Source organism: Akkermansia sp. 54_46 (genome assembly GCF_001917295.1).
GTDB classification, from domain to species: domain Bacteria; phylum Verrucomicrobiota; class Verrucomicrobiia; order Verrucomicrobiales; family Akkermansiaceae; genus Akkermansia; species Akkermansia muciniphila.
The window spans coordinates 155248-182246 of record NZ_MNUD01000033.1 but is presented as its reverse complement, the minus strand read 5'-3'; the positions used below and the strand labels follow the sequence as shown (position 1 = coordinate 182246).

The following is a 26999-nucleotide window of genomic DNA, read 5'->3' as shown; positions in this document are numbered from 1 at the left end:
GAACCGAAGCAGGGTAAAGATATAATTGTGTTACCTGCGGTTTAAAGATATTGACCTTTCGGAGGATTCGTGGCAATGCACTTGGCCGTGCGCACCATTGATTTTGATTATCCGCTGCCGGAAGAACTGATAGCGGACCGTCCCCTTCCGGACCGCTCCGCGTCCCGGATGATGGTCATTCACCGGGATACGGGCATGATTGAACACAGGCATTTTTGCGATTTGCCGGAATATGTGCGGGAAGGGGATCATTTTATCCTGAATGATACCAGGGTGGTTCCGGCAAGATATTTTTCCAACGACGGTTCCATTGAAATAGTACGCGCGGAGGTTCTTAATCCCCTGTTGTGGAAGTGCATGGTGCGCCCCGGACGCAAAATGAAGCTTGGGCGTACGGTTGCGGTCGGAGAGGCGGTGGGCACCGTGGAAGGCATTGATGAGGAAGGGTACCGCCTTATCCGGTTTGACCGGGAAGTGGATGAGGAAAAATACGGGCGTCTGGCTCTTCCCCACTATATGAACCGGGAAAGCGACCCATCCGACAGGGAGCGTTACCAGACCGTTTACGCCAGACATGAAGGGGCCATTGCCGCTCCTACGGCCGGGCTGCATTTTACGCCGGAGCTGCTGGCATCCGTCCCCCACGATTTTCTAACCCTGCACGTGGGGGTAGGAACATTCCGTCCCGTCAAGGCGGACAGGATAGAAGACCATCAGATGCATACGGAGCATTTTTTTCTTCCTGAAGCCGCTGCCCGGGCAGTCAATAACGCCAGAAGGGTCATTGCCGTGGGCACCACCAGCGTGAGGGTGCTGGAACATGTGGCAACGGCGGAAGGTCTGCCGTTGAGGGAGTGTTCCGGTTCAACGAACATCTTCATCTATCCTCCCTACAACTACAAGGTGGTGGACGCCCTGATCACGAATTTCCATTTGCCGCAGAGCACGCTGCTGATGCTTGTCAGCGCCTTTGCGGGCAGGGAGCTGGTCATGAAAGCCTATCTGGAAGCCATCCGGGAACGGTACAGATTTTTCTCCTATGGAGACTGCATGTTGATTTTGTAAGGTCCCGGCGGTTTTTTCAAGTATCCTTTGGAAAAAGCGCGGATGGTTTTAAAGACTGTCTTCGGGAGGGTGCTGCGGGCGGAGGGACGGCGGCGGAACGCCGCCCGGGGAAGAATTGGAGTTCCGGCTTCTTCTGAGTTCCAGCAGGTTTTTTCCGTGGTTCCTGAGTTGGTGGAGGGTAATCAGCATATGCAGTATTTCTTCCAGCAGGATGTTCATCACGTTGGCATAATGACGGTCCGTGCTGTTCTGGCACAACCGGAGGAAATAGGCGGCTTCCAGTTCCGGAGCGTTCCATTTGTTCCGGATGATGCGGCTTCTGCGGGAGGCCCTGGGCCAGCAGGGATATCCCCGGTCCCTCAAATAAAGAAGGTAGCAGTCTTTTAACATGTCAAGCTGGAAGGTTGCGCCGGCACGTGCCGGCAGGGAGATGAAGGGGTGCATGTCTTTTACTCCCTCCAGCGTCATGTGGATGGTTGTTTCCGCAAGCACGGTCCAGTAGAGAATGGGTTCCGTTACGGCCCGGCTCCTCCTGCGGAACCGCAGGTAGAAATGGCGGCTGAGCTCCAGGACGGAAAGGGCTTTAATGTAATGCGTCAGAACCGCCCGGCCGTATTGCCGGAAAATGAACTGTTCCAGCCTTTGCTGGAGATGAGCGTCTCCCATTGCCATCTCCTTCTTAAGAAGGTTCCACTGTTCCTTGAATATGGCATCTTCAGTCATAGATTTGAAAAAATCAATTATTTCCAATATAAAATAAATTAATTTCCTGGAAATTCAAATGGAATTGGGGGTATTTTATCAATTTTTCCAAGTTCAGGGGTATGGGCATGGAGCATGGAAGAGCCTGAAAACGAAAGTGTCTGCCCGGCGGGCGTTCCTGCTTTGGATTTTCCGGGCCGGCGGATTATTTCCGTTGTCCGGCAGCAGGATGTAAAAATTGCCGATGGTGATGTATGGGTATTTGTCCGACCGCCAGTGCGGGACAATGACCCGGCAGCTTCCCGGGAATGAACAGGACGAATTTTACTAACACATTTGATAGGAATCCCGTATGGGAAAATTTAATTAGAAGCGGTCGCAAATAGGGTATGATGAAAATTTGCCGGGACCATTTTTCATGCAAAAAGTGCGACTGCATTTCCATGCGGCGCAATGCGTTCTTGTGAGGGAAAATAAAACGCGATAGCGTAAAAACGCGATAGCGTAAAAACGACTTGGCGGTCAAGAATACCCCTTATCCCTGTCACGCGCGTATGGATCACGATTTCAGCCTTATTCTCACTTTTGTCGGCGGATTGGCCGCTGCCCTTCTTTTCGGCCTTATTGCCAGAAAACTGCATTTATCCCCGCTGGTGGGCTACCTGCTGGCCGGGGTGGTGGTAGGGCCGTACTCGCCGGGATTTGTTGCGGATTCCCATACGGTGGAACAATTCGCGGAGCTGGGCGTTATCCTGCTGATGTTCGGGGTGGGGCTCCATTTCCATTTGAAGGATTTGATTGCCGTGCAAAAAGTGGCCGTGCCGGGAGCCGTTGTGCAGATATCCGTGGCTACCGTGCTGGGGGTGCTGGTCGGGTGGATGTTCGGATGGTCCGCGATTTCCGGACTGGTTTTTGGCATGGCGATTTCCGTGGCGAGTACCGTAGTGCTGACGCGGGTGCTGGAAGACAACCAGAACCTCCATACGCCCGGCGGCCATGTGGCCCTGGGATGGCTGGTAGTGGAAGACCTGTTTACCATTCTGCTGCTGGTTCTCATCCCCGCCGTGATGGAAGCGCGCCAGAGCGGCGCCGGAGACTGGGGCGGCATTCTTTCCGAGCTTGGCTGGATGTTCGTCAAGCTGGCCCTGCTGGTGGCCCTGACGCTGTTTGCCGGGAAAAAAGTCATTCCGCTGGTGCTGCGGTACGTGGCCCGAACGGGCGCGCGTGACTTGTTTACGCTGGCTGTGCTGGTCATTGCGCTGGGCGTGGCGGTGTGCTCCGCGGAATTCTTTGGCGCTTCCATGGTTTTGGGGGCGTTTTTGGCGGGGATGGTTGTAGGCCAGTCGGACTTCTGCGCGCGCGCGGCGGCGGAAGCCATGTTGATGAGGGATGCTTTTGCGGTTCTCTTCTTCGTTTCCGTGGGGATGATGTTTGACCCGATGTCCGTGGGGGATTGCTGGCCTCTGGCCCTGGCAACGCTGGGGGTGGTGATGATCGGCAAGCCGCTGGCGGCTTATGTGGTTGTTCGTTGCCTGAGGCGGCCGGTGCCGCTGGCGCTGAGCGTATCCGTGGCCTTGGCTCAAGTGGGTGAATTTTCTTTCATTCTCGCCGGAATAGGTCTCATGTACAACATCCTGCCTCCGGATGCCAATCAGGCCATCATTCTGGCGGCTGTCGTCTCCATTTCCTTAAATCCCATCCTGTATCGGCAGATTGGACCTGCAGTCAAATGGCTGCAAAAACGCGGCATAGGGCTTGCGGACCCGGGGGGCGTGAACAGCATGGCCTTGCCCGCTCCGGATGCGCGGCGCGTGGTATTGGTAGGGTTTGGCCCCACGGGGCGCATTCTTAAGAGGATATTGAATGACAACGGGGTGGAAGTCATCATCGTGGAAATGAACATAGACACGGTTACCGCTATACGGGAGCAGGGAGGGGATATTGTTTACGGGGATGCCAGCCAGCGGGAAATTCTGCGCCATGCGGGCATTGAATATGCGGAAAGCCTGATTCTCTCCGCTTCCATTCCGGACGCCAAGGAGATAGTAGGCGTGGCTCTGGAGCTTAACCCTCATATTGACGTGATGATTCACACCAAGTACATGAGGGACGTGGATATACTGAAGGAAGCCGGCGCTTCCCAGGTTTTTTCCTCGGAATCGGAAGTAGCCCTGTCCATGGCGGAATATTTCCTGCGGGAAGGCGGTGCAGACGACGAACAGATCGTTTCCGAGCGCCAGCGCATTCGCGCGGAGCTGGACAGGGAAATGCCCGGAGTTTCCGTTGCGGGCCATTCATAATCGTTGGCTCCGCTTTGTCCGGGCAGAGGTTCCCATGCCCGGAATGGACACCGTTTCCCCTTCCTGGATTCGGAACATGTTTTTACGGGAATCCGGCAACAGTCATTCAACTTCTGCCCTGCTTGGACGGTTTAAGAATGACGGTAACGCGCCCCAGGTGGTGCAGTGCGTTTTCTATCTGGTTTTCCAGCTGCGAGGCGATTTGGTGGCATTCCCGGATAGTCAGGGAGGCGTCCACGGAACACACGCAGGTCAAGGTTGGGAAATTGTCCTCCCTGGTCAGGTCCAGCTTGAGGATCTTGCGGATGTTTCTGTGCTGCTGGAGAATGAGATTTACCTTCAGGCGCACTTCCTCCGGAGAAACCTGTTCCGCAATGGCGCCTGTTTCCATGTCGCGGCAATCCGGTTCAATGCGGCAAATTACCTTTTCCGGCTTGAGTTCATGCAGAATGGAATCCCTGAAAGCCTCCACCACATGGTAGCCGCGTTCCAGGGGCCAATCCGCCGGAATTTCCACATCCATGAAATAACAGGGGGCCTGTTTGCCGTGGCCTGCATAAAAACCGTGAATGCGGACATGGTGGCGCAAGGCCAGCCGGTGGATAATCATGTCCGGCTCCATATTGGAAAGATTCTCCCGCGCCGGTTCGATATGGACGATGACGTCCGCTTCCGGCAATTCATGCTTTACAATGCCTTCAATGGATTCCGCCACATCATGGGCGTCATCCACGTGCAGTTCCGCAGGCGCTTCCACATCCAGCTCTACAAAGATGCGCGAGCCTCCGTCACGCAGGCGGATGCGTTTGACCGGATAATCCGGGGCATTCTTTTTCATGGCGTCCAGCACCTGACGCGTCAGGGAGGAAGAACCGCCGTCCATCAGGGCGTGGATGGAACGTTTGGCAAGGCCGAAAGCCACGGAACAAACCAGAGCCGCCACAAACAGGGCCGCAATGGCATCCGCCCTCTCCAGGAGGCCGTGCCAGGCTGATTCCGCAGGGACCAGATGGGCCAGCCAGATGCAGAAAAGACCCAGGAGCACGACTGCGGAAGACCAGATATCCGTGGTAAAGTGAAGTGCATCCGCTTCCAGGGCCTGGCTTTTGTGCTTTTTGGCTATCCGGCGGAGCATGGCGGAACGGTTCACATCTACCAGCAGGGAGACGGCCACTACGGCAAAAGCCCACCAGGTGAGGGTAATCTCCGCCTCATTGTAGAACAGACGGTCCACAGCCTCCCAGACAATCCAGGCGCAGGTAACTAAAAGGAGGGCTGTTTCCGCCAGGGCGGAAAGATTCTCCACCTTTTCGTGCCCGTAGGGGTGGCTTTCGTCCGCAGGGCGGGACGCCACTTTTACGGCGTAAAAAGTCATGGCCGCAGCCATCAGGTCCAGCCCGCTGTGCAGGGCTTCGGAAATGATGCCGAGGCTGCCGGTTACAATGCCGGCCCAGAGCTTGATGACCGTTAAAAAGGCGGACCACAGGACGGAGGAAAGGGCCGCATGTGATTTTTCCTGGTGCGCTGCTTGTTCCATAAGACAGGGAAAAAGAAAGAAGGGCATATCTAAGCCCGCCTCCCTTTCTTAGTCAATGATAACAGAGGCGGCGTTAGAACTCAGGCTTTGGCCCATGACGGAATCACCCCCTGCACCATCAGGGCTGGATGCGTAACAGGAGCCTGCTGTGCGGATATATTTTTTTATTTTCACTATTAAAGAAACAGTATTTATTATTTTAAATAATCAAAATATATTAAAAATTAATTGAAGGCGGTAGAAGATAACTCTGAAAGCAGCCGGTTGCCGTGACCTAAAAAAGTATTGCCAATGCTGGGGAATACGTTATTTTGCGTGTGTTGAGAGTGACTGCCAAGAGGTAGCCGGAGCTCCTGAAGGTGCGCGGCGTGTTCCCCGGCAGAGTATCCGGTACCTGTAATATATTTACGGATGGCCGCACCCTGATTCCCTTCCTGCGTGGTATTTGCAAATGACAATGTGTTCCCCGGGTTGTAGAACAGTTCCACTTGTTAGTTTGTCTCTTTTCACCTACACTTACTATTATTCCCAATTCTATGTCAGGACATAATAAATGGTCTAAGATCAAGTACGTTAAGGCTAAGGAAGACGCCAAGAAGGGCAAGGTTTTTGCCCGCTTTGCCCATGAAATCATGCTGGCCGCCAAAAGCGGCGGCGGAGATCCTGATCTGAATCCGCGCCTGCGCGCCGCCATTGACGGAGCCAAGGCCGTGTCCACCCCCAAGGAAAATATTGAACGCGCCATCAAAAAAGGCACCGGGGAACTGGGAGGAGCTACCATCCAGGAGATTACCTATGAAGGCTACGGCCCCTCAGGCACGGCTTTCCTGATTGAAGTGGCGACGGACAACACAAACCGTTCCGCTTCCGAGCTGCGTACCCTGTTCACCAAAAACGGAGGCAGCATCGGTACGCCCGGTTCCGTGGCTTACCAGTTTGAACGCAAGGGAGAGGCCCGCATCATGGCGGAAGGTCTTACGGAGGATTCCGCCATGGATCTGGCGCTGGAATGCGGCGCGGATGATGTGGAACAGGGGGATTCCGACAATGAATGGGTGTTTGTTACGAGCCCAACGGAGTTGAACAACGTGTGCGCCGCCCTGCGTGAAGCCGGGCATACGGTAATTTCCATGAAGCTGATTTCCGTGGCGCAGAATGCTTCCGTGATTAATGATCTGGAAACGGCGAAGGCCGCCCTGCGCCTGTATGAAGCGCTGGACGACTATGATGACGCGCTGAACGTCTTCTCCAATTTCGATGTGGCGGAAGAAATCCTTGAGCAGCTTGGTTAACGCTGTTGTCCTTCAGGAGACGCCTGTTGTTGCAGTTCAATTTTCTTTTCCATGTCTGATACCCCCCCAGATTTGACTCCGGAACAGGTTTCTCCGGAGCCGGCGCCCAAAAAACGTATTATCCGCAAAACCAAGTCTGCGGCGGAAGCTCCGGTAAAGCCCCAGACTGCTGCGGAAGTGCCCGGGACGGAACAGGATTCTTCCCCGGCTCCCCGCAAGCGGACGATAAGGAAGAAGGTTGCTGAATTGGCGGATGATGGGATGGAAAGTGTCGATATGCCGGGGAAGAAGACTTCCCGTAAGAGCAGTGCTGAAATCCCGGTGGAAGAAGCGCAGGATGTTCCTGCCAGGCCCCGGCGCGGACGCCCGCGCAAGAAGCCTGTGGAGGAGGTTCCGGAAACTGACGGCTCTGCGATTGCCTCCGGAACGGAAGCCGCCGTCAAGCCGGTGCGCAGGCGTGTTGCCAAGGCTGTTGCTCCGGAGAACGGTGATTCAGCCGGCCCTGAGGCGGAAATTGCCGTTCATGCAGCGCCCGCCGAGCCGGCTTCCGATTCTTCCGATTCTGTTCCGGAGCAGCCCGCAGAAGGCAGGCCGAAGGTTATTCGCCAGAGATTTGTGAGGAAACCGAGGGAACAGGAGCCGGAGGCGGATGCTTCCGTTCCGTCCATCAAGGTGGTGCAGGAAGGTGCGGCGGATTTTTCCGAAGATGCCGCCCGGGAGCCGCGTCGGACAAATGAGCCGCAAAGGCAGCGTTTTGACAGGCAGAACCGCCGGAATAACAACGACCGTTTCAACAAAAACCGGAATAACCGCCAGGATGGCCGCAATGGCAGAAACGGCAATGACCGGGTTAAAAACCGCTGGAATAATAATCAGGAGGGCGGAACCCCACAGAACAGCGCCCCCCGTGAACTGGCGCCGCCGGAACCGGTGGACGGGTTGCTGGAAATTACGAATAAGGGGTTCGGCTTTTTAAGGAAGCCGGATAATGATTTTGACGCTTTTGCGGAAGCCGTTTATGTGCCGCAGGATATGATCCGCAGGTTCGGTCTGCGTCCTGCCGTGTGGGTGCATGGGCAGGCCTGCCGTCATGACCGCGGCATTCTTCTGACGGAAATTGCCTCCGTTAACGGGGTTGCTCCAGAGAAAGCGCGCAAGAACCCGCACTTTGAAGAGCTCAAGGCGGTCAATCCTAATAAGCGCATTTCTTTTGAAACCCGGCCGGAGCGTTACACCACCCGCACATTGGATCTGATTGCTCCAATCGGGCGCGGCCAGCGCGGCCTGATTGTCTCTCCGCCCCGCGCAGGGAAGACGACGCTGCTTCAGCACATGGCGGAAGCCATTCTGGAGAATTACAGGGATTCCATTCACCTGATGGTGCTTCTGGTAGACGAGCGTCCGGAAGAAGTGACGGAGTTTAAACGTTCCCTCCCGGGAGCTGAAGTATACGCCTCTTCCAATGATGGAAGGGTGCGCGATCACTGCCGCATGGCGGAACTTTGCATTGAACGCGCCAAACGGCTTGTAGAGGCGGGGCAGCATGTTTTCCTGCTGATGGATTCCATTACTCGCCTGGCCCGCGCCTACAATAACGCTGACAAGGGAAGCGGCCGCACGATGTCCGGCGGCATTGATGCCCGCGCTCTGGAAATGCCCCGGCGCCTTTTTGCCGCCGCCCGCAATACGCGCCAGGCCGGTTCCCTGACTATCATTGCCACCGCCCTGGTGGAAACCAACAGCCGCATGGATGACCTGATTTTCCAGGAATTCAAGGGGACGGGCAATATGGAACTGGTGCTGAACCGCCGCATTGCGGAGCAATATATCTTCCCGGCCGTGGACATTCTGAAATCGGGGACGCGGAGGGAAGAGCTCATTATGCCGGAAGCATGGCTGTACAAGATGAATCTGATCCGCCGCGCTTTAGCCGGGCATAAACCCGTAGAAGCCATGGAACGGTTCCTGTTTTTCCTGAACAAATACCCCAGCAATACCCAGATGCTGCTGGATTTGAAACAGAAAGCGTAGGTTCCCCGATGGCGCAGAGCCTTGGAGGCTTGCGGAATTCCGGCCGGAAAAGCGGGAAGCATTTGTCTTTCCTGATGAGTCAGGAGCGTGCTTAAACGCCTTTTTTGCTGTTCCAGATGGCGATATGCAGACGGTCTGAAAAACGAAGACCGTAGCGGAGACACCATTCCACCGCCTGCGCACGCATGGCGTTCAACTCATCCCGTGTGGAGGCCAGGGGCATGATCAGAATTCGTTCCGGGGGAATGTCCGCTTCGGAAGCCCGCCGCAGAACGGCCCTGACATCGTCCTCGCACGCCACGACGAATTTGAACCAGGCTTTCTCCGTACCCGCCAGACAGCGCAGGATATCCGGTTTCCAAGTCTTAACGTCGTTATTGCCTGAATGGGGGAGTTTGGGAGATACGTTGAATTGCGTGACGCGTTTCAGCAGTTCCGTATCCGGCATGATGGTGCCGTTGGTTTCCATTTCCACGGCATGATCCGGCAACAGGCGCAGCAGGGCGGGAAGCGCCTTTTGCTGAATGAGCGGCTCCCCTCCGGTCAGGACCAGGCGGCGGCATGGATAATGGAGCACCAGTTCAGCCGCCTTTTCAGGCGCGAGGCGCATTCCGGGAACCGTTCCGTTCCAGGAATACGCCGTATCACACCAGGAACAGGCCAGATTGCAGCCTGCCAGACGCAGGAAAACGCAGGGTGTTCCCTGGGAGACTCCTTCCCCCTGAATGGAATGGAAAATTTCCGGTTGTCCGTGAATCTGGGCCAGTGTGAGCATGATCAGGCTGGCCTGAGACTATCATATCCCTGCCGTCCGTCAACGACTCCCTGAGGGAAGGCGGGTGCTTCCTTGTTCTCCGTGCATTTCATTTTCCGGCAGATGTTCAACTGTTGCTGCTGCGGAAGGCCGCACCCGTGAACAGGAGCAGGATAAATCCCGCGACGGAGGCTGCACCCGTGAACAGCTTCTGAAAGGAGGCATGGTCTTTTTCCTTCTTTGCCAGCTTTTTCACTTCTTCCCTGGAAGCTTTCCGCATGGCCGCGCGGGCTTCGTCATAGGCCCGGGATGCCTGTTCTTCTTTTTTACGGGCCTGTTCCAGAGTTTTCCGTACATCTCCGGACAGCTCCCTGTATTCGGCCACCGCCAGCAAGTCTTCATCGCCCGGTTCCGGGACAGCGGATTCGTCCCGGTCATCGTCGGCCAGAACCTTGTTTTTCTGTTCGGTGAGTTTCTCCTCCGCCTTCTGCATCAGGCGTTCCTGTTTGCCAGACTTTTCTTCCAGAGTTTCCAGCGCCGCATCTACGGCTTTTATTTTTTCCTTAGCAGCTGCGGTTTTCTGGCGGATAAGGTTCATCTGTGCCTGAAGTTCGGAAATATTTCCCTTCTGAGGGGCAATCCCGGACAATTTCTTCCTGCTTTTGGCCTCTTCCCGTTTTTGGGCCAGTTCGCGTTCCGCCTGTTCCAGTTCCGCCTGAATGCTCCTCTGCTGATCGGTCAGCCTGTCAAGCTGGGTTCTCATTCCCTCCTTTTTCCGGAGCAGTTCCTCCCTGGCGGATTTGGTGCTTTCCCTTTGCCTTTTCATGCGGCGGCGCAGCCGGTCAATCTTTTGGTCGTGTTCCTTCACTTCTTCCTGCTGGTCCGCCACGCTTTTTTGGTAGGCGGAATCCTGGATTTCCTGATGCTGTTGCCTTTTTTGTTGGAGATAAGCTTGCTGGAATCTCTCTATGTCTTCTTCCGCCGCCCGGGTGGCATCCTGGGCATCATCCAGCTTCTTTCGGGATTGGATAACGGCTTTTTCCAATATTGCGGCCTCCTGTTCCAATGTTGTTTTTTGGGCGGCCAGTTCCTTTCCTTCCGGGGAAATGCGGTTTTGATAGTACCAGACGGAAAATCCGGCGGTTAACAAGGTCAGGAGAAGCAGTACGTAGCGCATGGATATGTTCCGACGATTCGGTCAATGATATAAAAATGGGTAAGCCTTGTCAACATGGCAGAAATAAGAACCGCCCGCTTCCCTCCGGAGATGAAGGAAGCGGGCGGTCTGAAAAGCAGGTTTCCGGAAATGCGTCTTTCCCTGTTAAAGATTCAGGGAAAACGCAGAGATGGCATCTATCTCTTTCGCGATTTTATCCAGCAGTTCATCGGAAACCGGCTGGTTGGTCTTAATCACGGTCAGGGCCTCCCTGGTGGCGTGGTCGGCCGGGGCGGCGATGTTGTCAATGTTGATTCCATTGGAAGACAGGGCGGAGCCGATGAGGGCGATAATACCCGGGCGGTCCTTGTAGCGCAGGCATAATGTCGTGCCGCGCAGGTCCGCGTACAATCCGTTGAAATTGTTCAGGCGGGAGACCATGGGGATGCCTTCCGTCACCACGCCGCGCACGCTGGTGTGGAAATATTCCTCTTCCTCTTCCATGGCCACGTCCAGCGTGATGGAATCTTCATAAGGTTTGTCGTCTTTGGGTTCCCTCGCTTTGAAAACGATGCCGTGCTCCCGCAGGGATTCTTCCGCGGCGGCAGGCATGAGCCCTTTTTCCGCATGCGGCAGAAGGCCTTCCAGAATGGGGGCCGTAAACCATTTGCGGAAAATGCGCAGGTTGCCGTAAAAAGTGCATTCCACGCGGCGGATGGGCTTGTTGCCGCCGGCCTTGCGCGCCAGGGAGGCGAGCAGAAACGCCAGTTGAAGATGGGCCGGATTGAGGCCGCTGGGGGATTCCCCGTTCACCACGCAGGAGGTGTCGCCGTCGGAAAAGTAGGCGATCATCTGTTCTGCGGCGCGTTTGGCCGCTTTCGTATTGGCCTCCCGGGTGTTGGCTCCCAGGTGGGGAAGAATCAAATCCGCAATGGGGGCGGAAGGCTTCTCTCCGGGCGCGTCCTTGGGATGTACGTCCGTCAGGTAGCCGATGTTTTTGCCTGCGGCCTTGGCGGCGGCCAGCGCTTCTTCATCCACCACGCCGTAGCGGGAGCAGTTGATGAGCACTGCTCCGTCTTTCATTTTTCCAATGAGCTCCGCGTTCACCATGTGGTGGGTGGAGGGGCCGCCCGGAACGTGCAGGGTAATAATGTCGCACTGGGAGAAAATATCTTCAATGCTGGTAGGGGTGACGCCGATGTTCAGGGCGCGCTGGCGTGCCAGAAAGTGGTCGTAGCCCAGCAGAATGGGTTCAAATCCCTGAAGGCGCTTGACGAGGTTGCGGCCGATGTTGCCCAGGCCGATGATGCCCACCGTCTTTTTGGTCAGCTCGCTGCCCATGTATTTTTTCTTTTCCCACAGGCCTTCCCGGGTGGTGGCGTCCGCCTGGACGATGTGGCGGTAGTAGGCCAGAATCATGGCCATGACTTCTTCCGCCACAGCATTGGAGTTGGCCCCGGGGGTATTCATGACGTCCACGTTTTTTTTGCGGGCGTACACAATGTCAATGTTGTCGTAACCGGCTCCGGCGCGGACGACCAGCTTCAGGGAAGGAAGGGCGTCCATGATTTCCGGAGTGACTTTTTCGCTGCGGACGATCAGAGCCACGGCATCCGGATGGGCGGCTACCTGTTTTTCCAGAGGCGTATCAGCGTCCTGGATGACTTCATAGCCGGCCGTTTTAAGCGTGTTGGCCGCTACGTCGGAGAGTTTGGTAGGAATAAGGACCTTGTTCATGTTGGTACGGTGGAAAAGATTATTGTTCAATGGTATGGATAAAAAGCCCGCTGCGCAGCTTGGGTTCAAACCAGGTGGATTTGGGAGGCATGATTTCTCCGGCGTCCGCTACGCGGAAAAGGTCGGCCATGGTGACGGGATACAGGGAGAAAGCCAGCGCCATTTCCCCGGAACAGCGGCGTTCCAGTTCTCCCAGACCGCGGATTCCTCCTACGAAGTCGATGCGGTCGCTCGTGCGTGGATCGTCAATGCCCAGAATGGGAGCCAGCACATTCGCCTGGAGGATGGCGCAGTCCAGGCTTTCGATGGGATGGCCGGCCGGGAAGGTTCCCGGTTTGGCCGTGGCGGAATACCAGCGTCCATTCAGATACATGCCGAACTCATGCTTGGCGCGGGGGGCGTAGCCTTCTCCGGGAATGGTATCCACAGGATTTATGTCAAAGGAGGTACGGAGTTTTTCCATGAATTCCTCTTCAGTCAGGCCGTTCAGGTCGCGTATGACGCGGTTGTAGTCCATGATGAAAAGGTCTTCATCACAAAAGACGACAGCCATCAGGTAGTTGAATTCTTCCTGCCCCGTGTAGTCCGGGTGTTTCTGGCGGCGCCTGGCGGAAACGGCGGCGCTGGAAGCCGTGCGGTGGTGTCCGTCCGCAATGTAAAGGGCGTCCACTTCCTCAAAGCTTTTGCGGATGTCTTCCACCGTGCCGGGCTCGGAAACGGGCCACAGGATATGGGTGACGCCGTCCTCCGTGGTAAAATCATATTCGGGTTTGTGGAATTTAATCCATTCCCGGATGATGGCGGAAAGACCTTCATGTTTGCGGTAGGCCAGGAATACCGGTTCCGTCTGAGCGGAGCAGGCGTCAAAATGCTCAATCCGGTCAAGTTCCTTTTCCCTGCGGGTCAGTTCGTGCTTTTTAATGGCGCCGCTGGCATATTCATCCACGGAGGCGCAGCCGACGATGCCCGTCTGTACGCGCCCCCACATGATTTGTCGGTAGATGTAGAAAGACGGCCGTTCATCCCGGAAGAGGTACCCTTCGCGGACAAACCTTTCCAGGTTTTCCCTGGCCTTGGCGTAGGTTTCCGGGGCATGGATGGCGGCTTCGCTCGTGTCGATGTCGGAACGGCAGATATGGAGGAAAGAGGCGTCATTTCCGGCGGCCATTTCCTTGGCTTCCCGGTGGTTCATGACATCATAGGGGAGGGAGGAGACCCGCGCGGCCAGTTCCCGGGGAGGGCGCAGGGCGGGGAAGGGATGGAGAGTGGACATGGAAGGAAAAGTTCGGAAAGTCAGTAATGGGAAAGATGATATAGCGCGCGAATGCTGGAAACAAGCCCGGCCAAAATGCATGCCGCAATGAACAGCAGCAAATAACGTGAAATGGAGTCCTGAAAGAACGGGTTGTCCGGGAAAGACCGTGCCTGATTGAAAGTTTGGACGATGACGAATGTCGCCGGGATGCGGAAAAGATCAAAGATGAACAAGTTCTGGGATATTCGAGATGTATCCTGTTCCCGGCGATTGTTCCGTTCATGTTCCGGCGGAGGCGTTCCGCCCTCTTTTCCGGACGGAGCCGGAAAAGAGGGCAGGGGCCTCGCTTATTTGAGCTTCAGGATATCCACGATGCTGGACGTGATGGAGCGCATGTCATCCATCGTCAGCTCGCCCATGTGGGCAATGCGGAACGTTTTGTTCTTCAAGTCCCCGTAACCGTTGCCGAGCTGCATGCCGCGTTCAATCAGGGAGTTGTTCAGGGCGGCGATGTCAATGTCCCTCGTGTTGCTGATCACCGTCAGGGTGCGGGAAAGGTGGTCCCGGTTGGCAAAGACGCTGAAATATTCATCCGCCCAGGAACGCACGAATTCGGCCATGGCTTCATGACGCGCAAAGCGGTTTTCCACACCTTCCTGCATGATGCGCTGGAGCTGGAGGTCCATGGCGTACATGATGGAGATGCAGGGAGTGTTCGTGTACTGGTAGTCCTTCTTCTGGATGGTGTCGTAAATGGAACGCAGGTCAAAGTAGCAGCCGCGGTTGGGAACGGAGGCGGTGCGTTCGTACGCTTTTTGGGATAGCGTGCAGACAGCCATGCCGGGGGGCAGGGCAAGCGCCTTCTGGGTGGAGGTCACCAGTACGTCCACGCCCAGCTTGTCCGTTTCAATCCGGGAGCCGGCGGCGGAACTCACGGCGTCCATGCACCACACGACATCCGGGTATTTTTTAAGCACTTCCGCAATTTCCTCCACCGGGTTCTGGATGCCGGTGGACGTCTCATTGTGCGTGATGCAAATGGTGTCGTATTTGCCGGTGGAGAGGGCGGCGTCCACCATTTCCGGGGTAGTGGGCTGCCCCAGTTCGCTCTTGAAAATATCGGAGGGCACGCCGTTGCCCGTAGCGATCTTGTACCATTTGTCGCCGAAGGCGCCCACGGAAAAAATGGCGGCGCGTTTGGCGGTGCAGGAACGCACGGCGCCTTCCATCAGGCCCGTACCGGAGGAAGTGGAAAGCAGAATTTCCTGTTCTGTCAGCAGGATGCGGCGCAGATTGTTGGAAATGCGGCGCTGCAGGGCGGAGGCCGCTTTGGATCGGTGTCCCATCATTGGGCCGCTCATGGCGGCAAGTACTTCAGGTGCTACTTCAGTGGGTCCGGGAATGAATAATTTGGTTGCCATTTGTTTTTAAGAACTGGGTACGCATACTATAGCGTCTCCAAACGGTTTGACTATGAATTTTTGTTGAGCCTTACCGGGAAAACCTGCCGCAGCAGCGGAGAAAGCAAAGAGAGGATGTCTGTATTGGGCGGCACAGGTGGCCAGTTGGGAGTAATGCGGGCAGGATGCGGCGCTCCGCATGTTCCGTCATCCCATGCCGGCATGGTTCCTCCGGTGATCCTTTTCAACCGGATTTTCTGGCAGGAAATCAGGATGGAACGAGGCGGTGAACCTGTGCTGAAACGGTTCTCACGTTCTGCCGGTGAAACGGCTTTTTTCTCCTGTTCGGAAAGGCAGGGCGCAGGACTTGCCCTCTTTCCGCAGGAGGAATGTTTTTGAAATTTAGAGGCTGATCAGCTTGACGAGCCAGTAACCTCCGAAGAAAAGCCAGATATACAGGAAGCCTGCAAGCAGGAAAGGCCGCGCTCCGGCTTTCTTAAACTTCTCAAAGCTGGATTCCGCGCCCAGGGCCGTCATCGCCATGGTCAGCAGGAATGTATCCAGGGTGTTTATGGCGTCCACAAGTCCGGCAGGCAGCAGGTGCAGGGAATTAAAGCCAATGACGGCAAGGAACAGGAAGGCGAACCAGGGAATGGTAATTTTCCGTTTTTCCCCGTTTGCGCCGGAAGAGGGATCCCTCCGGGCCAGGACAATGCTCAGGACGACCAGCACCGGGGCCAGCATCATTACCCGGATCATTTTGACGATAATGGCCGGATCGGAAATAGCTTGCCCCATGGCGTTGCCGGCGCCCACCACATGCGCCACTTCATGAAGGGTGGCTCCGGTAAAAAGCCCCATTTGTTCCGGCGTCAGATCCAGTATTCCGGCCCGGTGCAGGGCTGGATACAGAAACATGGAGAGCGTGCCGAAGATGACCACGGTGGAAACGGCCACAGCGGCTTTGTAAGGTTTGCTTTTGACGACGGGTTCCGCCCCCAGAACGGCTGCTGCCCCGCAAATGGAACTGCCGATGGAGGTCAGCAGGGCCGTGTCCCTGTCCATTTTCAGCAGGCGCCCCAGCCCGGCTCCCAGAAGAATGGTGAGAGTGACCACAATAAGGTCGAGCGCCAGGGCGGAGCCGCCGATGTCGATGACACTTTGAAAAGTCAGTTTGAATCCGTACAGGACAATGCCTGTTCTCAAAACCTGCTTGGTGCAGAACTGAATGCCGGGAACCCATGTTTCCGGAAGGTGGTTGCGCAGGCTGTTGGCGTAAAGCATTCCCAGCACGATGCCGACGATCAGCGGGCTGAGGGAAAGATGTTTCACCCATTCAAAATCAGCAATGTAAAAAGCGGAAAAGGAAAACAGAACAATAAGCAGGATGCCGTGGAGGGGATTGGCTAGATGTTTGGGAGACATGGTCGGTAAATGATGGTTGCGGCTGCCCGTTGTATCTGGCCGGGAGCGTACCGGATTGGCTGCGGAATAATATACGATGCAGCCATTATAAAATCTAATTAAAAATTGTTATAGCCAATTAAATTTTGTTATAATAATATCGGCAGAACTTGATGAACAGTTCATTGATTCTGCTGTGGTCTCCATGTCCTGAGACGAAGTGGAAGGTGCGGCGAATTTCCAGGTGGCGGAGATGTATTTTCTTCAAACTTCCGCGTTTGAATTCTCCCCGGACAGCAAGGGAGGAGAGAAAAGAGCACGCCGGAGAATGCTCCAGATACATTTTGATGCTTTCCGTATTGCCCAGCATCATCAGAACATGGAGGCCGGAAACGGAGATCCCGTGTTTTTTCAGCGCTTCCTCCACCACCCGACGCGTGCCGGACCCCGGTTCACGCATGATCAGGGGCACATGGGAGAGTTGCGGGAGGGAAAGCCCTTCACTGGGCACGGCGGCCTGCATGCCTCCTGCCAGAATAATTTCGTCCTCCATAAATGGCTGGTAATGCAGGTCCGCGCGCGTTGCCGTGCCTTCCACGATGCCAAGCTGCACGGATTCATCCTGGACGGCCTGTTCTATTTCCTCCGTATTGCCGCTTTTCAGCCATATGCGTATTTCCGGGTAATGGCGGTTGAACAGGGCCAGCAGCGGAGGCAGCACATACTGGGACATGGTGGAGCTGGCTCCCAGGCTCAATTCGCCGGAAACAGGGGAATTGCGGCCAAAGGATATTTCTTCAGCCAGCGTTTCGTATTCCTTGAGGATGCGGCGGGAATGGGCCAGCAGGCGCACGCCTTCCGCCGTCAGGGCAATCCCTCGTCCCTCCCTTTTGAACAGACGGGCATCCAGCAGACGTTCCAGTTCCTTGATATGCCGGGTGACGGCCGGCTGCGTGATGAACAGTTCTTCCGCCGCGCGCGTAAAATTCAGGCGCCGTGCGACGGTTTCAAACACTTTCAGCCGGAAATCCGTAATCATGGAGAGGAAATAATATTCAACCATGCCGCCGGGGGGACGGCAAGCTCCTTTCCTCCGCATGATGGCGTACGGCGCTGGGAATGGCGCTCAAGCGCAAGACGCGCGGGTGCCCGTAATATTCCGGAACCGTACATCCTCTGAACGGCAGGTGGCGGAAGAGAGTCCAATGCCTATATGAAACTGCATTCCATGATTATTGCCGGCGGAGCCGGCCTTTTGTTGTTGGGGGCCTGTTCCCCCTCTTCCTATCAGACCACATTTCCGGAACCGGCCTATGTAAAGGTTTCCACCAATAACGGAGCTTATGCTCCTTATCCGGACGATCCTGTCGGCCAGCAGGAACTGGTGTACTGGTATAATTCCCTTGCCGCTCCAATGACGGTGGTTGCGGAGGTTCCTCCCACTCCCATTGTCACGACAGGTTCGGGGCCGGTTGTTCTTGATTCCAGCGATTTCTCCGCGAAATTGTACCGCGACAGAACGGAAATCAAAAAGAAGGATAAGGACGGCAATTGGGTTACCAGCGTGCGCCCCACCACCCCCGCAGACCAGCGCATGAGGAATTACGTGATGGCTTCCAAAAAAGCCCGTTAGATTTTTCCTCCGTTGACGAAAGACCTTTCCGGCCTGCGTTCCTCTCCGGAGGAAGCGGGCCCGGCTTGTTTACGGGCAGATTTTTCTTCCCATTCTTCCGGGCAAGTGGGGCGCCGGCGGATAATTTTTCCCGGCCAGGGCAAATAGGCGTCCGTGTAAAAGGTGGAACCGCAACCCCGGCATTCCAGCATGATGCCTGTATCCGGCCTTCTTTGTTCTTCCGGAGTTTGCGGAGCAGAATAAAGCCCGGCGTTTCCGCAGTGCGGGCAGCGGATGGAAAGAGGAATGGTGTGTTGAACAATCAGCGTTGCCGCGTAAGCGAGTGCCCAGGCAATGTAGCCCGCCCAGAAAGGCCATTCCGGATGAAGCAGCCAGACTGCTGCAACAAGGAGAGCGGAGCACAAGGCATACAGAAGGCTCCGCTTCTGCCTTCCGGCAAGGAGATGGAAGCAATAAACCGTATCCTGCATAAAAAGGAAGGAGATGAATTTACAGGTCATCCAGCGTCCATTCATCCTTCCATTCCAGGATAATCTGGTCACCCTCCCATTTCATGGGCAGCCACAGGTAACGGCCGTCAATGGCGTTTTTGGGTCGCCAGATGTCCGCCATGAAGATGAATTTTCCGGGTTTGCCCTGTACAGGCAGGATGAAAGTGCTCTGGCCGCCGAACGTGATGCCTGCCTTGGGCCCCACGCAGGGATTTTTCAATTCCATCCATGGGCCGGCGATGTTTTTGGCCACGGCGCTGCGGGCGGCGTTGGGAGCCCAGCCCGTGCATCCGGAAGCGATAAGATAGTATTTGCCCTTGTGTTTGAAGATGGCGGGAGCTTCCATGAAGCGTCCGGGAAATGCCCGGACGAATTTTCCCGTATGCCCCGTGTAATCCGGCGTCAGCTCCGCGATGTGAAGGGTGATATTGCCTTCCGAGGAATAAATGTGGTAGGCTTTTCCATTGTCGTCCACAAAAATGGTCATGTCCCGGCTCATCTGCCCGCCGGGATAGTCCCTGCGGATGATGCGGACGTAGTCGGGCATTTCCTTGGTGAATTCGGTCGTCTGATCCTTTTTATCCATGTTCAGGGGCCATTTGCCCGGGTTGACTCGCCCGGCCTTCAGGAACTTGAATGGCCCTGTGGGTTTTGCTGCCGTTGCCACCCCCGCGTAAGCGGATCCATATCCTTTCCCCTTGAGTTCCAGGTGGAACCACATCACGTACTTTCCGGTCTTTTTGTTGTAAACCACTTTGGGGCGTTCCAGGATGCAGCCCTTGGCGATGGGGTGGGAATGGTCCCCCTCCACCACCTTCAGGGCGATTCCTTCGTCCTTCTAGTTATAGAGGTCTTTGGAGGAATAGCAGTGAACCCCTACCTGGGCATAGTTTCCTGCGTCCCCCTCCACCTTGTGTTCTCCGTACCAGTAATAGGTTCCCTTGTCGTACAGGATGCCGCCGCCGTGGGCGTTGATGTGCGCGCCGTTGTTGTCCGTCCAGATTTCTCCGGGTCTGAAGGAAGTATGTTTAATTGGGGTTTCTGCGGTGGAGACGGAAGCCGCACTGTAAAACAGGCAGAGCGCCAAAAGCGATTTCATGGTATTTATCATGGCCGGGATAGTGTGGAAATAGAGGATGGAGAAGGTTCCGGTTGGCCGTACAGCTTGTCCCAGGCGCGGGAAAGAGCGTACAGGGCATATCCGGTGCCGTAGAATTTGTGGTAATTATACAGGGGGTAGTCCCACCAGGCCCCGTCTGTTCCCTGGCGGGTGAGAATATCGTCCGCCAACAGGGATGCATGACGCTTTACCTGGTTTGGCGCCAGCATGTCCAGGCACATTCCTGAATAATAGTATCCGTAATAGAAAAAATAGCCGGAATTCTGGGCGAAACTCTCGTGGGGAGTTGGTTTATGCAGGGCCATCGTCAGCCATCCCCTGCGGCTCCACAGGCGGTCCAGGCCGTCCACAAGCTGGCGCAGGGAGATGTCCTCCGGTTCCCAGAGCCTGATGGCGTAATCACAGGCGGGAGTCCGGGCCAGGCTGCCGGTATGGCGGTTGATGGGCCTGCCGGGATAGAAGGAATGGGAAAGGGAATAAACATAGGTTCCCGCAGGCGTCCTCTGGGATTTGAGGAATTTCAGCGCGCGGGTGAATATCTTATCATCAAGGGAAAGGCCGAATGATTTTCCTGCCATCCAGGCGGAGATAAGGACGGTTCCCGTCAGGAAAGAGGTAGGCTGGGCCGCAGGGCGTTTGCTGAAGCCGGAATAAGTGAGGTAGCCCCAGCCCCCCATGGCGGAAGCCAGTTCATTAAGTTTTTTTACCTGGGAGCGGGCGCATTCCTTCAGTTCCCGGTAGCGAAGGCTGTCCGGGGCCAGTCTTGCAGCCCTCATGCTCATGGCATCCAGCACGTAAGTATGCGCCCAGGTGTTGTAAACGCACAGAGCGTCGCCGCGTTTCAGATGGGGCATCGTACGGATTAGATAGTCTTCAGCACGGGTCATGGCTTCCTGCACGGCGGGTTCATGATGCAGGGGGCTGGCGTTGAGCCCTGCAATGCACAGGGCGGTACTGGCTGTTTTGAAGGTGAGGGGCCCGTCCGGGTAGGGGCAGAGGATATTCCAGGTGCCGATTACCCGGTGGTCGCCCCAGGAGCCGTCCTTATTTTGCGTTTTCAGCAGGAAATCCACGCCGCGGCGGAATGCCCTGTCAAATTGTCCGGGTTTTGCGGGGGAAATATCCGGGATTTTGGCGATTGGAATAACATCCGTTTTTTCCTTTGGCACGGATTCCCCCTGCGCTGCGGGAAGATGCAGGCACAAGGTGGCGAGAAAAATGGTCGTCAGCGGGCGGAACATGGGTCATGAAGTTGTTGCCGCATCAGAGGGATACAGGGATTCTCTGACGCGGGAGACGGCATATAAGGCATATCCGGTGCCGTAGAATTTGTGGTAATTGTACAGGGGGTAATCCCACCAGGACCCGTCTTCTTCCTGCATGGGCAGGAGGTCGCTTGCCAGATGGGCCGCATGGCGCGCCAGGTGTTCCGGCGCCACTTCCTCCAGGCAGCGGGCGGCGTAATAATACCCGTAATAGAAAAAATAGCCCGCGTTCTGGGCAAAGCTTTCATGGGGAATGGGCTTCTTTACAGCCAGCGAAAGCCAGCCGCCGCGGCTCCAGATGCGTTCCAGGCCGTCTTCCAGCTGACTCCTGGAAATAAAGGACGGGTCATACCGCATCAGAGCCAGATCCCCGGCGGGAGTGCGGGCCAGGCTGCCGGTGTGACGGTTGATGGGCCTGCCGGGATAAAAGGAATGGGAAAGGGAATAGACGTAGCTGCCGGCGGGCGTCCTCAGTTTTTCCAGGCAGGCGACGGCGCGTTTGACGACGCGGGGTTCCGCTTTGAGGCCAAAGGCCTGTTCCGCGTCCTTGTAGGCAAGAAGGACTGTAGCCGTCAGGAAGGAAGTGGGTTCCCCAATGGGACGCTTGGAAAAAGTTTCAAATGTGTAATAGCCCCAGCCGCCCTGGACGTCCGCCATCTGGTCCAGCGCTTTGACTTGGAGGGAGGCCACCTTTTTGAGTTCTTCGCGCAAAGGGGCGTCCGCAGGAAGGTTCCGCGCCGCCCGGCTCAGGGCGGAGAGGCCGTAGGCATGGCCCCATACGCCAAGCACGGTACGAGTGTCTCCCCGTTTCAGGGTGGGCAGCGTGGTTAGCAGGTACTGCAGCGCCTTGTCCAGGGATGCCTTGACGGTGGGGTCTTCTTTCAGGGGGCTGGTCAGGAGGCCGATCACGCACAAAGAGGTGGAGGCTGTCCTGAATGATCTGGGGCCTTCCGGATAAGGGCAGAGAACATTCAGACCCTTGGTGCGCGTATGGTTTCCCCAGGAACCGTCCCTGTTCTGTTCTTTCAACAGAAAGTCAGCCGCCTTCCGGATAGAAGCGTCCAGCGTTTCCCGGGAGGGAGGCGGAACATCCGGAACCCTGGCAATGGGAATGGTATCCCTTTTTTCCGTTTTTTCCGCCGGAACAGGAGCGCAGAGCGCCGTACTGGCTCCAAGGGCGGCAAGGAAAAGGACGGCTTTATTCATGGGGATCCGTTAAGGGAAATCAGGCCTGTTGGTCCTTGATGGTCACCTGGACGGGAAGGCCGGGGGCGAAAATCTGGCTGGCGGGAACCTTGGGCGTGATGATAATGCGGCGCTTGCCGTCTGCTCCCGGAATGGGGCTGGCTTCCGTAATAACGCCGGGAATCTGCATGTTCGTTATTTTGATGACGACGGTTTCCCCCACCTTGGGCGTAGCGGTGGAGTCCGGAAGAGTAGCCTGGACAATCAGTTCCGAGTCTGGCGGAACGATGGTGGCGATTTTGTCAAAAGCTCCCAGTTTGCCGCCGGGTTTCAGCTTTTCCGCCACCGGAATGGCCACCCACTTGTCCGCCACATATCCGCCGTACAGCAGGATGCCGTTTTCCGGGGCCTTGAAAGAGGCCATTTCCCGGTCTGCTTTCAGTTCATTGTACTTATTCTGAAGGCGTCTCAGGGAGACTTCCGCCTCCGTCAGGGCTATCTTTTTCTGTTCCAGGTCAAAATCCGCCTGCTTCCTTGCCTGTTCCAGATCCATCTGCTTTTCCTTGACTGCCGTAGCATAGTCTTCCCCCAGGCGATGAATATTGCGCAGCTTGGCCAGTTCCGCAACGAGTTTGGCTCCCTGAACGGCAAATTCGCTTTCCCCAAGTTCATTTTTCAGGCGTTTCAAAATGATCTCTTCCGTTTCTTCCGCCACCTGGTCATCCTTGTACATCTTGGTAAGCTGGTTCAGCTCTTCCTGTTTGTAGGACATGTGGCGCAGGGCTTTGTTGACGCGTTCCTCTTCTTCCGCCAGCATGCGGGCCTTCCGCTTTTCCAGAAAATCCTTTTGATCCTCTTCCGTCCGTGTCAGGGCCGTCTGATATTTTTGCAGGGCCAGGGCGGAACGTTCCTTCTGCTGGTCCAGGGCGTACCGGAGTTTCAGCACCTCCAGGTTCTTGCTCTTGATGGCGCGTTCATAATCTTCGATACTATTGTCCAGTATGCGGAAGTCCGCCTGAGCTACGGATTCCCCTTTCTTGACGGAACTTCCCTGCGGCATGATGCCGAGCAGGAAAATGTCCGAGGTCCCCTTGGGGGAGAAGGAAATGGATTTGGTATTTTTTTTGGGAAGAAGAATGCCCGGGGCAATGGAATCCGCCAGGGAGGGCATTCCCAGGGACAGGGCGGCCAGAAGTCCGGCCATGGTAAGGGATGTGCAGTTCATAATAATAGGATGGAATCAGGACTGGTGAGCGGAGAAGGGGACGAAACGTCCCTTCTTTCCAAGAATAACGGTGTGAAAAGCGGTTTTCTTTCCTTTATGTGAGGCCGGAACGGCTTCCGTGCTTACTTCGAACCCCGCTTTTTGCAGTGTCCGGGAAAGTCGGGTGTCCGGGCGGGCTACCGTAATGACCAGCAGACCGCCCTGCTTGAGTGCGGCAAAATAGTCGGAAGCTTCGGCTACGCTCAGGTTCATGCGTTCGTGCGTGGAATGGGACAGAATGGCGTGGAAGCTTTTCGGATTCTTGCGGGCGATTTGAAGCGCCGGGGTAAATTCCACGCTGACGCGGGGATCGTGCAGGAATCCGGGCCGTTCCTGGTTCATCAGTTCCTTGTGCCAGTCGATAAGCGGTTTGCAGGGTTCCGCCACGATGAAGCGGGCCTTTTCCCTGCGAATTTGATCCATCAGGGCGAACAGGGTGAATCCCAGGCTGAGGCCGTCGAGAAGGAAGGAGGGCTGGTTGGCTCTTTTAACCGGAGCCGCCGCCATGGCTGCCGCCGCTTCATTGCTTCCGTGGGAAAAGCTGGACGCTGTCTGTACGCCGTCGCGCAAAAGAAAGTGGAAACCGTCCCGTTCCCATAGGTCGAGAACGGAGCCGTCGGGCAGGGTGGAGGAAGCTAGTTTGGTAATGGGTTTCATATGAGATAATGCCGGATACACAGCGTAGGAAAGAACGCTTTTCAGGGCAAGTCCGGACAGCGTGTTTGAGATAGAATACGCTTCAAATTAAAAAAAATTGCACGGAATTCAGGTTCTACGCATTCTTTTTCTTGATTTACGGGCTGAAATAAGCGAGAGCTATCGTTCAGCACAGTTATTTTTCCGATATGAGCAATCCACCTCCTCCCTCCATTCCGGGCGGTACTCCGCCTCCGCCCAGCATTCCGACTCCGCCGGCTGCTCCTTCCGTGCCCAAGGCTCCTGCCGCTCCTGCCGTTCCTCCGGTAGCCGCCGCTCCTGCGGCACCTGCTGCTCCGCCTGCCGCCGCTGCGCCCACTATTCCCCTTCGTCCCGCCGGTCTTGGCGGAGGCATCAAGCTTGGCGGAGGATTAAAGACGGTTGCCCTCGGCTCCGCCACTACGCCTGTGGCCCCCGTGGTTCCGCCTGCTGGCGCGGCGCCTGCCGCTGCCGCTCCTACTGTTCCTCTGACTCCTCCCGGAGCAGGCATGGCGACAGCACAGCTTCCGCAGGCCACCATCGGGCTGAATACCGCACCCGCAGCCTCTCCGGTTTCTTCCGCCTCCTTTACGGCCAGGAAGTTTCAAGAAGATACGGATGCGGCTCCCAGTACGCTGCTGAATGTCCTCTCCTTTGTGGCTCTTGCCTTTGCGCTTATTTTCGTCGGTTATCAATACGCTACGGACACCTTGGAAGCCCGCAGCATGGTTGGCTGGCTGGGCGGAGACTCCAAGCCTGCCGCCGCTGCTCCCGCCGCCGATGAAGAAACGGTCGATGACGTTTCTTCCGAAACTTCTGCCGAAGAGCCTTCCGATGATGGCGCCGATGCGGAAGAATAAGTGAACGTAATGATTATTGAAATACTCTAAGCGGTACTATGGCAAACGTATTTTCTGAAGCAAATTTTGAGGATGAAGTTCTGAAGTCCGACATTCCTGTGCTTGTCGATTTCTGGGCTACATGGTGCGGGCCCTGCCGCATGATCGCCCCGATTATTGACCAGCTTTCTACGGAATTGGCCGGTAAGATCAAAGTGGGCAAAGTGGATGTGGACGCCAATAACGGACTGGCCGCCACCTATGGTGTGCGCACTATCCCCACTCTTCTGATTATCAAGGACGGGGAAATCATGGATACGATGGTGGGAGCTTCTTCCAAGGACGCTATCATGCAGCGTTTGCGTCCGTTCATGTAAATCATCGGACTGGTTTATTCATTAAGCCGGCCTGCTGCGGGTTTACTGCGGCAGGCCGGTTTTTTTACCGGGCAGCATTATTAGAAAAGGACGGATGGGAGAGGATAAAGAAGGAATGGTTCGCTGGAGGAAGATTCATTTTTTCTTGGCAGAACCGTCGTGGGAGAATACATTACCAGCGTAGATTCCGAGCAGCGGGGCTATTCCCCGCCCCTTTTTTCGTTATGCGATTTATCTCTGCCATTCTGCCTTTCCTTTCAGTCTGCTGCCTTCTTCCCTCCGCCTGGGGAGCGGGCGACATGGCGCCGGATTTAAAGTCTGGTGCGTTCTGGAAGTTGCCTCAGCCGGATTTGTTCGGAAAGTATTTTAACGGAGAGCCCGGCGGCTGGGTGGATAAAGGCAAGACCCAGCTCCGGATTGCGAAGCCCTCCATCAAGATTGGGGACATGTCCCTGGGGGAAATGCTGGTGAACTGGAAGGACGGAGCCCCCCAGTCAATGACTGTCATGATGTACAACAAGGGGGATAACGGGGCCATTGGCAAGGATGAATTTGACAAGCGCCTGGAGCTCATCAAGGAATCCCTGACCGCTCTTACCGGGATTCAGCCCAAGGAGTACCGGGCCTCCCGTAAGGAGGCGGTAGTCAAAGTCAACGGCTGGTCCTGGATTTGGGAGAACGGGGCGATTACCCTGGAGATCAATACATCGCGGGAGGGCAGGGAGTTTGAAGCGGAATTTATCCGGATGAAGGCCGGTCCCACGGAAGATTCCATCGCGAGAGGAGATGCTTCTTCCCGGGCCAGAAAGGCGGATATCAAGCAGCACGTCAGGAAAGAAGGAAAGCGGGTGGTGATTCAGGATATTCCCATGGTGGACCAGGGCCAGAAAGGTTATTGCGTGGTGGCTACCGCCGCCCGTATTTTTGCCTATTATGGAATGGATTATGTGGATCAGCATGAACTGGCTTCCCTGGCCAATACCTCTGCGGACGGAGGCACTAATACGGCGGCAATGGCGGAAAACCTGAAAAAAATCGGGACGCGCTTCCAGATACGGATCAAAGTGCTGGATTCCCTGGCGAATTCCCGTGATTTCAGGAATCTGCTGAAAGCCTATAACCGCGCCGCCTCCAAGCTGAAAAAGGAGAAGGTGGAAAATGAACATGACTGGTCCGGTTTCTGGGACAATGCGGACGGAGAAGTCCTGAAGCTGGCGCGTGCCGGATCACCGTCCCAGGTGGACAGGTGGCTCAATGCCATCAAGCCCTATATCATGGCGGGCATCCCCGTGTTCTGGTCCGTGCAGCTTGGCATTGTTCCGGAACCGCTGCGTTTGTCCCAGACGCGCGGAGGCCATTTGAGGCTGATTACCGGTTTTGACGAGGAAAAGAAAACGCTTATCTTTTCAGATTCCTGGGGGGCCGCCCATACGGAGAAGGAAATGCCGCTGGCAGATGCCATCGCCATTACGACGGGACGGCAGGTCATGCAGCCTTCCAAATAACAGGTGCGGCAT

22 protein-coding genes and 1 pseudogene are annotated in these 26999 nt (G+C 55.9%); 8 read left to right on the top strand and 15 right to left on the bottom strand.

From position 1 onward, the window contains the following. The first annotated feature begins 87 nt into the window (after positions 1 to 87). The gene (queA, locus tag BHW66_RS08020; RefSeq protein WP_099421496.1) at positions 88 to 1065 is read left to right on the top strand and encodes a tRNA preQ1(34) S-adenosylmethionine ribosyltransferase-isomerase QueA; all 978 of its coding nucleotides are present in this window, start codon (positions 88 to 90) and stop codon (positions 1063 to 1065) included. 48 nt (positions 1066 to 1113) lie between these two features. Here the strand turns inward: queA and BHW66_RS08015 are convergent, their stop codons facing one another. Further along, complete coding sequence (locus BHW66_RS08015; RefSeq protein ID WP_046436532.1) at positions 1114 to 1788, bottom strand: hypothetical protein; 675 nt, start codon at positions 1786 to 1788, stop codon at positions 1114 to 1116. A 533-nt stretch (positions 1789 to 2321) separates the two neighbouring features. Here BHW66_RS08015 and BHW66_RS08010 point away from each other — a divergent pair. After that, on the top strand, positions 2322 to 4067 hold the full coding sequence (locus tag BHW66_RS08010; RefSeq protein ID WP_031930458.1) for a cation:proton antiporter: 1746 nt from the start codon (positions 2322 to 2324) through the stop codon (positions 4065 to 4067). 106 nt (positions 4068 to 4173) lie between these two features. On the opposite strand, the gene BHW66_RS08005 is transcribed toward BHW66_RS08010, so the two are convergent. After that, the gene (locus BHW66_RS08005) at positions 4174 to 5604 is read right to left on the bottom strand and encodes a cation diffusion facilitator family transporter (RefSeq protein ID WP_046436668.1); all 1431 of its coding nucleotides are present in this window, start codon (positions 5602 to 5604) and stop codon (positions 4174 to 4176) included. 536 nt (positions 5605 to 6140) lie between these two features. Between BHW66_RS08005 and BHW66_RS08000 the strand changes: the two genes are divergently transcribed. Then, positions 6141 to 6896, top strand: coding sequence for a YebC/PmpR family DNA-binding transcriptional regulator (locus BHW66_RS08000; RefSeq protein WP_012419761.1), 756 nt, complete (start codon positions 6141 to 6143; stop codon positions 6894 to 6896). 51 nt (positions 6897 to 6947) lie between these two features. Continuing rightward, positions 6948 to 8927 (top strand): transcription termination factor Rho, encoded by a 1980-nt coding sequence (gene rho / locus BHW66_RS07995; RefSeq protein ID WP_046436535.1) that lies wholly within the window; start codon positions 6948 to 6950, stop codon positions 8925 to 8927. A gap of 91 nt (positions 8928 to 9018) precedes the next feature. Here rho and BHW66_RS07990 read toward each other — a convergent pair whose 3' ends face one another. From BHW66_RS07990 to BHW66_RS07960, 7 genes are all read right to left on the bottom strand, one after another. Beyond that, a complete protein-coding gene (locus BHW66_RS07990; RefSeq protein ID WP_094140676.1) occupies positions 9019 to 9702 on the bottom strand; it encodes a 7-carboxy-7-deazaguanine synthase QueE in 684 nt (227 codons plus the stop codon). A gap of 106 nt (positions 9703 to 9808) precedes the next feature. Beyond that, positions 9809 to 10858 (bottom strand): hypothetical protein, encoded by a 1050-nt coding sequence (locus tag BHW66_RS07985; protein WP_046436540.1) that lies wholly within the window; start codon positions 10856 to 10858, stop codon positions 9809 to 9811. A gap of 144 nt (positions 10859 to 11002) precedes the next feature. Then, a complete protein-coding gene (locus tag BHW66_RS07980; RefSeq protein ID WP_012419757.1) occupies positions 11003 to 12574 on the bottom strand; it encodes a 3-phosphoglycerate dehydrogenase family protein in 1572 nt (523 codons plus the stop codon). A gap of 19 nt (positions 12575 to 12593) precedes the next feature. Further along, positions 12594 to 13847: a DUF1015 family protein gene (locus tag BHW66_RS07975; protein WP_102735631.1), complete on the bottom strand. Its 1254-nt coding sequence runs from the start codon at positions 13845 to 13847 to the stop codon at positions 12594 to 12596. Between the two features lie 329 nt (positions 13848 to 14176). Continuing rightward, complete coding sequence (locus BHW66_RS07970; protein ID WP_046436546.1) at positions 14177 to 15250, bottom strand: alanine--glyoxylate aminotransferase family protein; 1074 nt, start codon at positions 15248 to 15250, stop codon at positions 14177 to 14179. Between the two features lie 381 nt (positions 15251 to 15631). Next, positions 15632 to 16654: a YeiH family protein gene (locus BHW66_RS07965; protein WP_012419754.1), complete on the bottom strand. Its 1023-nt coding sequence runs from the start codon at positions 16652 to 16654 to the stop codon at positions 15632 to 15634. Between the two features lie 118 nt (positions 16655 to 16772). Beyond that, positions 16773 to 17696, bottom strand: a complete 924-nt coding sequence (locus BHW66_RS07960; RefSeq protein ID WP_197736724.1) for a LysR substrate-binding domain-containing protein — start codon at positions 17694 to 17696, stop codon at positions 16773 to 16775. Positions 17697 to 17846: 150 nt separating this feature from the next. Between BHW66_RS07960 and BHW66_RS07955 the strand changes: the two genes are divergently transcribed. Beyond that, complete coding sequence (locus tag BHW66_RS07955; protein ID WP_022197120.1) at positions 17847 to 18266, top strand: hypothetical protein; 420 nt, start codon at positions 17847 to 17849, stop codon at positions 18264 to 18266. Here BHW66_RS07955 and BHW66_RS07950 read toward each other — a convergent pair. The 6 genes and pseudogenes from BHW66_RS07950 to BHW66_RS07920 all read right to left on the bottom strand — a co-directional run bounded on the left by BHW66_RS07950 (position 18263) and on the right by BHW66_RS07920 (position 24248). After that, complete coding sequence (locus BHW66_RS07950) at positions 18263 to 18766, bottom strand: hypothetical protein (RefSeq protein WP_046436550.1); 504 nt, start codon at positions 18764 to 18766, stop codon at positions 18263 to 18265. The two genes, BHW66_RS07955 and BHW66_RS07950, sit on opposite strands and share 4 nt — an antisense overlap. Continuing rightward, positions 18756 to 19868, bottom strand: a pseudogene (locus tag BHW66_RS07945) (glycoside hydrolase family 43 protein). Before BHW66_RS07945 ends, BHW66_RS07950 begins: the two are co-directional and overlap by 11 nt. Continuing rightward, positions 19865 to 21118, bottom strand: coding sequence for a prenyltransferase/squalene oxidase repeat-containing protein (locus tag BHW66_RS07935; protein WP_046436552.1), 1254 nt, complete (start codon positions 21116 to 21118; stop codon positions 19865 to 19867). Before BHW66_RS07935 ends, BHW66_RS07945 begins: the two are co-directional and overlap by 4 nt. 3 nt (positions 21119 to 21121) lie before the next feature. Next, positions 21122 to 22348: a prenyltransferase/squalene oxidase repeat-containing protein gene (locus BHW66_RS07930; protein ID WP_046436553.1), complete on the bottom strand. Its 1227-nt coding sequence runs from the start codon at positions 22346 to 22348 to the stop codon at positions 21122 to 21124. 19 nt (positions 22349 to 22367) lie between these two features. After that, positions 22368 to 23552: a hypothetical protein gene (locus tag BHW66_RS07925; protein WP_128252196.1), complete on the bottom strand. Its 1185-nt coding sequence runs from the start codon at positions 23550 to 23552 to the stop codon at positions 22368 to 22370. Between the two features lie 15 nt (positions 23553 to 23567). Then, positions 23568 to 24248 (bottom strand): hypothetical protein, encoded by a 681-nt coding sequence (locus BHW66_RS07920; protein WP_102738361.1) that lies wholly within the window; start codon positions 24246 to 24248, stop codon positions 23568 to 23570. A 188-nt stretch (positions 24249 to 24436) separates the two neighbouring features. On the opposite strand from BHW66_RS07920, the gene BHW66_RS07915 reads away from it, so the two are divergent. From BHW66_RS07915 to BHW66_RS07905, 3 genes are all read left to right on the top strand, one after another. Continuing rightward, positions 24437 to 25126 carry a hypothetical protein gene (locus BHW66_RS07915; protein WP_046436558.1) on the top strand — a complete coding sequence of 230 codons (690 nt, stop codon included), beginning with the start codon at positions 24437 to 24439 and terminating at the stop codon, positions 25124 to 25126. Positions 25127 to 25164: 38 nt separating this feature from the next. Beyond that, a complete protein-coding gene (gene trxA, locus BHW66_RS07910) occupies positions 25165 to 25482 on the top strand; it encodes a thioredoxin (protein WP_012419743.1) in 318 nt (105 codons plus the stop codon). Positions 25483 to 25706: 224 nt separating this feature from the next. After that, the gene (locus BHW66_RS07905) at positions 25707 to 26987 is read left to right on the top strand and encodes a C39 family peptidase (RefSeq protein WP_046436560.1); all 1281 of its coding nucleotides are present in this window, start codon (positions 25707 to 25709) and stop codon (positions 26985 to 26987) included. The last annotated feature ends 12 nt before the right edge of the window (positions 26988 to 26999 follow it).

Bases quoted from the DNA above. Each gene is read 5' to 3' on its own strand.
- BHW66_RS07990 (WP_094140676.1), bottom strand. From the start codon at position 9,702: ATGCTCACACTGGCCCAGATTCACGGACAACCGGAAATTTTCCATTCC.
- BHW66_RS08015 (WP_046436532.1), bottom strand. From the start codon at position 1,788: ATGACTGAAGATGCCATATTCAAGGAACAGTGGAACCTTCTTAAGAAG.
- BHW66_RS07930 (WP_046436553.1), bottom strand. From the start codon at position 22,348: ATGAATAAAGCCGTCCTTTTCCTTGCCGCCCTTGGAGCCAGTACGGCG.
- BHW66_RS07980 (WP_012419757.1), bottom strand. From the start codon at position 12,574: ATGAACAAGGTCCTTATTCCTACCAAACTCTCCGACGTAGCGGCCAAC.
- trxA (WP_012419743.1), top strand. From the start codon at position 25,165: ATGGCAAACGTATTTTCTGAAGCAAATTTTGAGGATGAAGTTCTGAAG.
- BHW66_RS07920 (WP_102738361.1), bottom strand. From the start codon at position 24,248: ATGAAACCCATTACCAAACTAGCTTCCTCCACCCTGCCCGACGGCTCC.
- BHW66_RS07975 (WP_102735631.1), bottom strand. From the start codon at position 13,847: ATGTCCACTCTCCATCCCTTCCCCGCCCTGCGCCCTCCCCGGGAACTG.
- BHW66_RS07985 (WP_046436540.1), bottom strand. From the start codon at position 10,858: ATGCGCTACGTACTGCTTCTCCTGACCTTGTTAACCGCCGGATTTTCC.
- BHW66_RS08000 (WP_012419761.1), top strand. From the start codon at position 6,141: ATGTCAGGACATAATAAATGGTCTAAGATCAAGTACGTTAAGGCTAAG.
- BHW66_RS07960 (WP_197736724.1), bottom strand. From the start codon at position 17,696: ATGGTTGAATATTATTTCCTCTCCATGATTACGGATTTCCGGCTGAAA.
- BHW66_RS07965 (WP_012419754.1), bottom strand. From the start codon at position 16,654: ATGTCTCCCAAACATCTAGCCAATCCCCTCCACGGCATCCTGCTTATT.
- BHW66_RS08005 (WP_046436668.1), bottom strand. From the start codon at position 5,604: ATGGAACAAGCAGCGCACCAGGAAAAATCACATGCGGCCCTTTCCTCC.
- BHW66_RS07950 (WP_046436550.1), bottom strand. From the start codon at position 18,766: ATGACCTGTAAATTCATCTCCTTCCTTTTTATGCAGGATACGGTTTAT.
- BHW66_RS07925 (WP_128252196.1), bottom strand. From the start codon at position 23,552: ATGAACTGCACATCCCTTACCATGGCCGGACTTCTGGCCGCCCTGTCC.
- BHW66_RS07970 (WP_046436546.1), bottom strand. From the start codon at position 15,250: ATGGCAACCAAATTATTCATTCCCGGACCCACTGAAGTAGCACCTGAA.
- BHW66_RS07905 (WP_046436560.1), top strand. From the start codon at position 25,707: ATGCGATTTATCTCTGCCATTCTGCCTTTCCTTTCAGTCTGCTGCCTT.
- BHW66_RS07915 (WP_046436558.1), top strand. From the start codon at position 24,437: ATGAGCAATCCACCTCCTCCCTCCATTCCGGGCGGTACTCCGCCTCCG.
- BHW66_RS08010 (WP_031930458.1), top strand. From the start codon at position 2,322: ATGGATCACGATTTCAGCCTTATTCTCACTTTTGTCGGCGGATTGGCC.
- rho (WP_046436535.1), top strand. From the start codon at position 6,948: ATGTCTGATACCCCCCCAGATTTGACTCCGGAACAGGTTTCTCCGGAG.
- BHW66_RS07955 (WP_022197120.1), top strand. From the start codon at position 17,847: ATGAAACTGCATTCCATGATTATTGCCGGCGGAGCCGGCCTTTTGTTG.
- BHW66_RS07935 (WP_046436552.1), bottom strand. From the start codon at position 21,118: ATGTTCCGCCCGCTGACGACCATTTTTCTCGCCACCTTGTGCCTGCAT.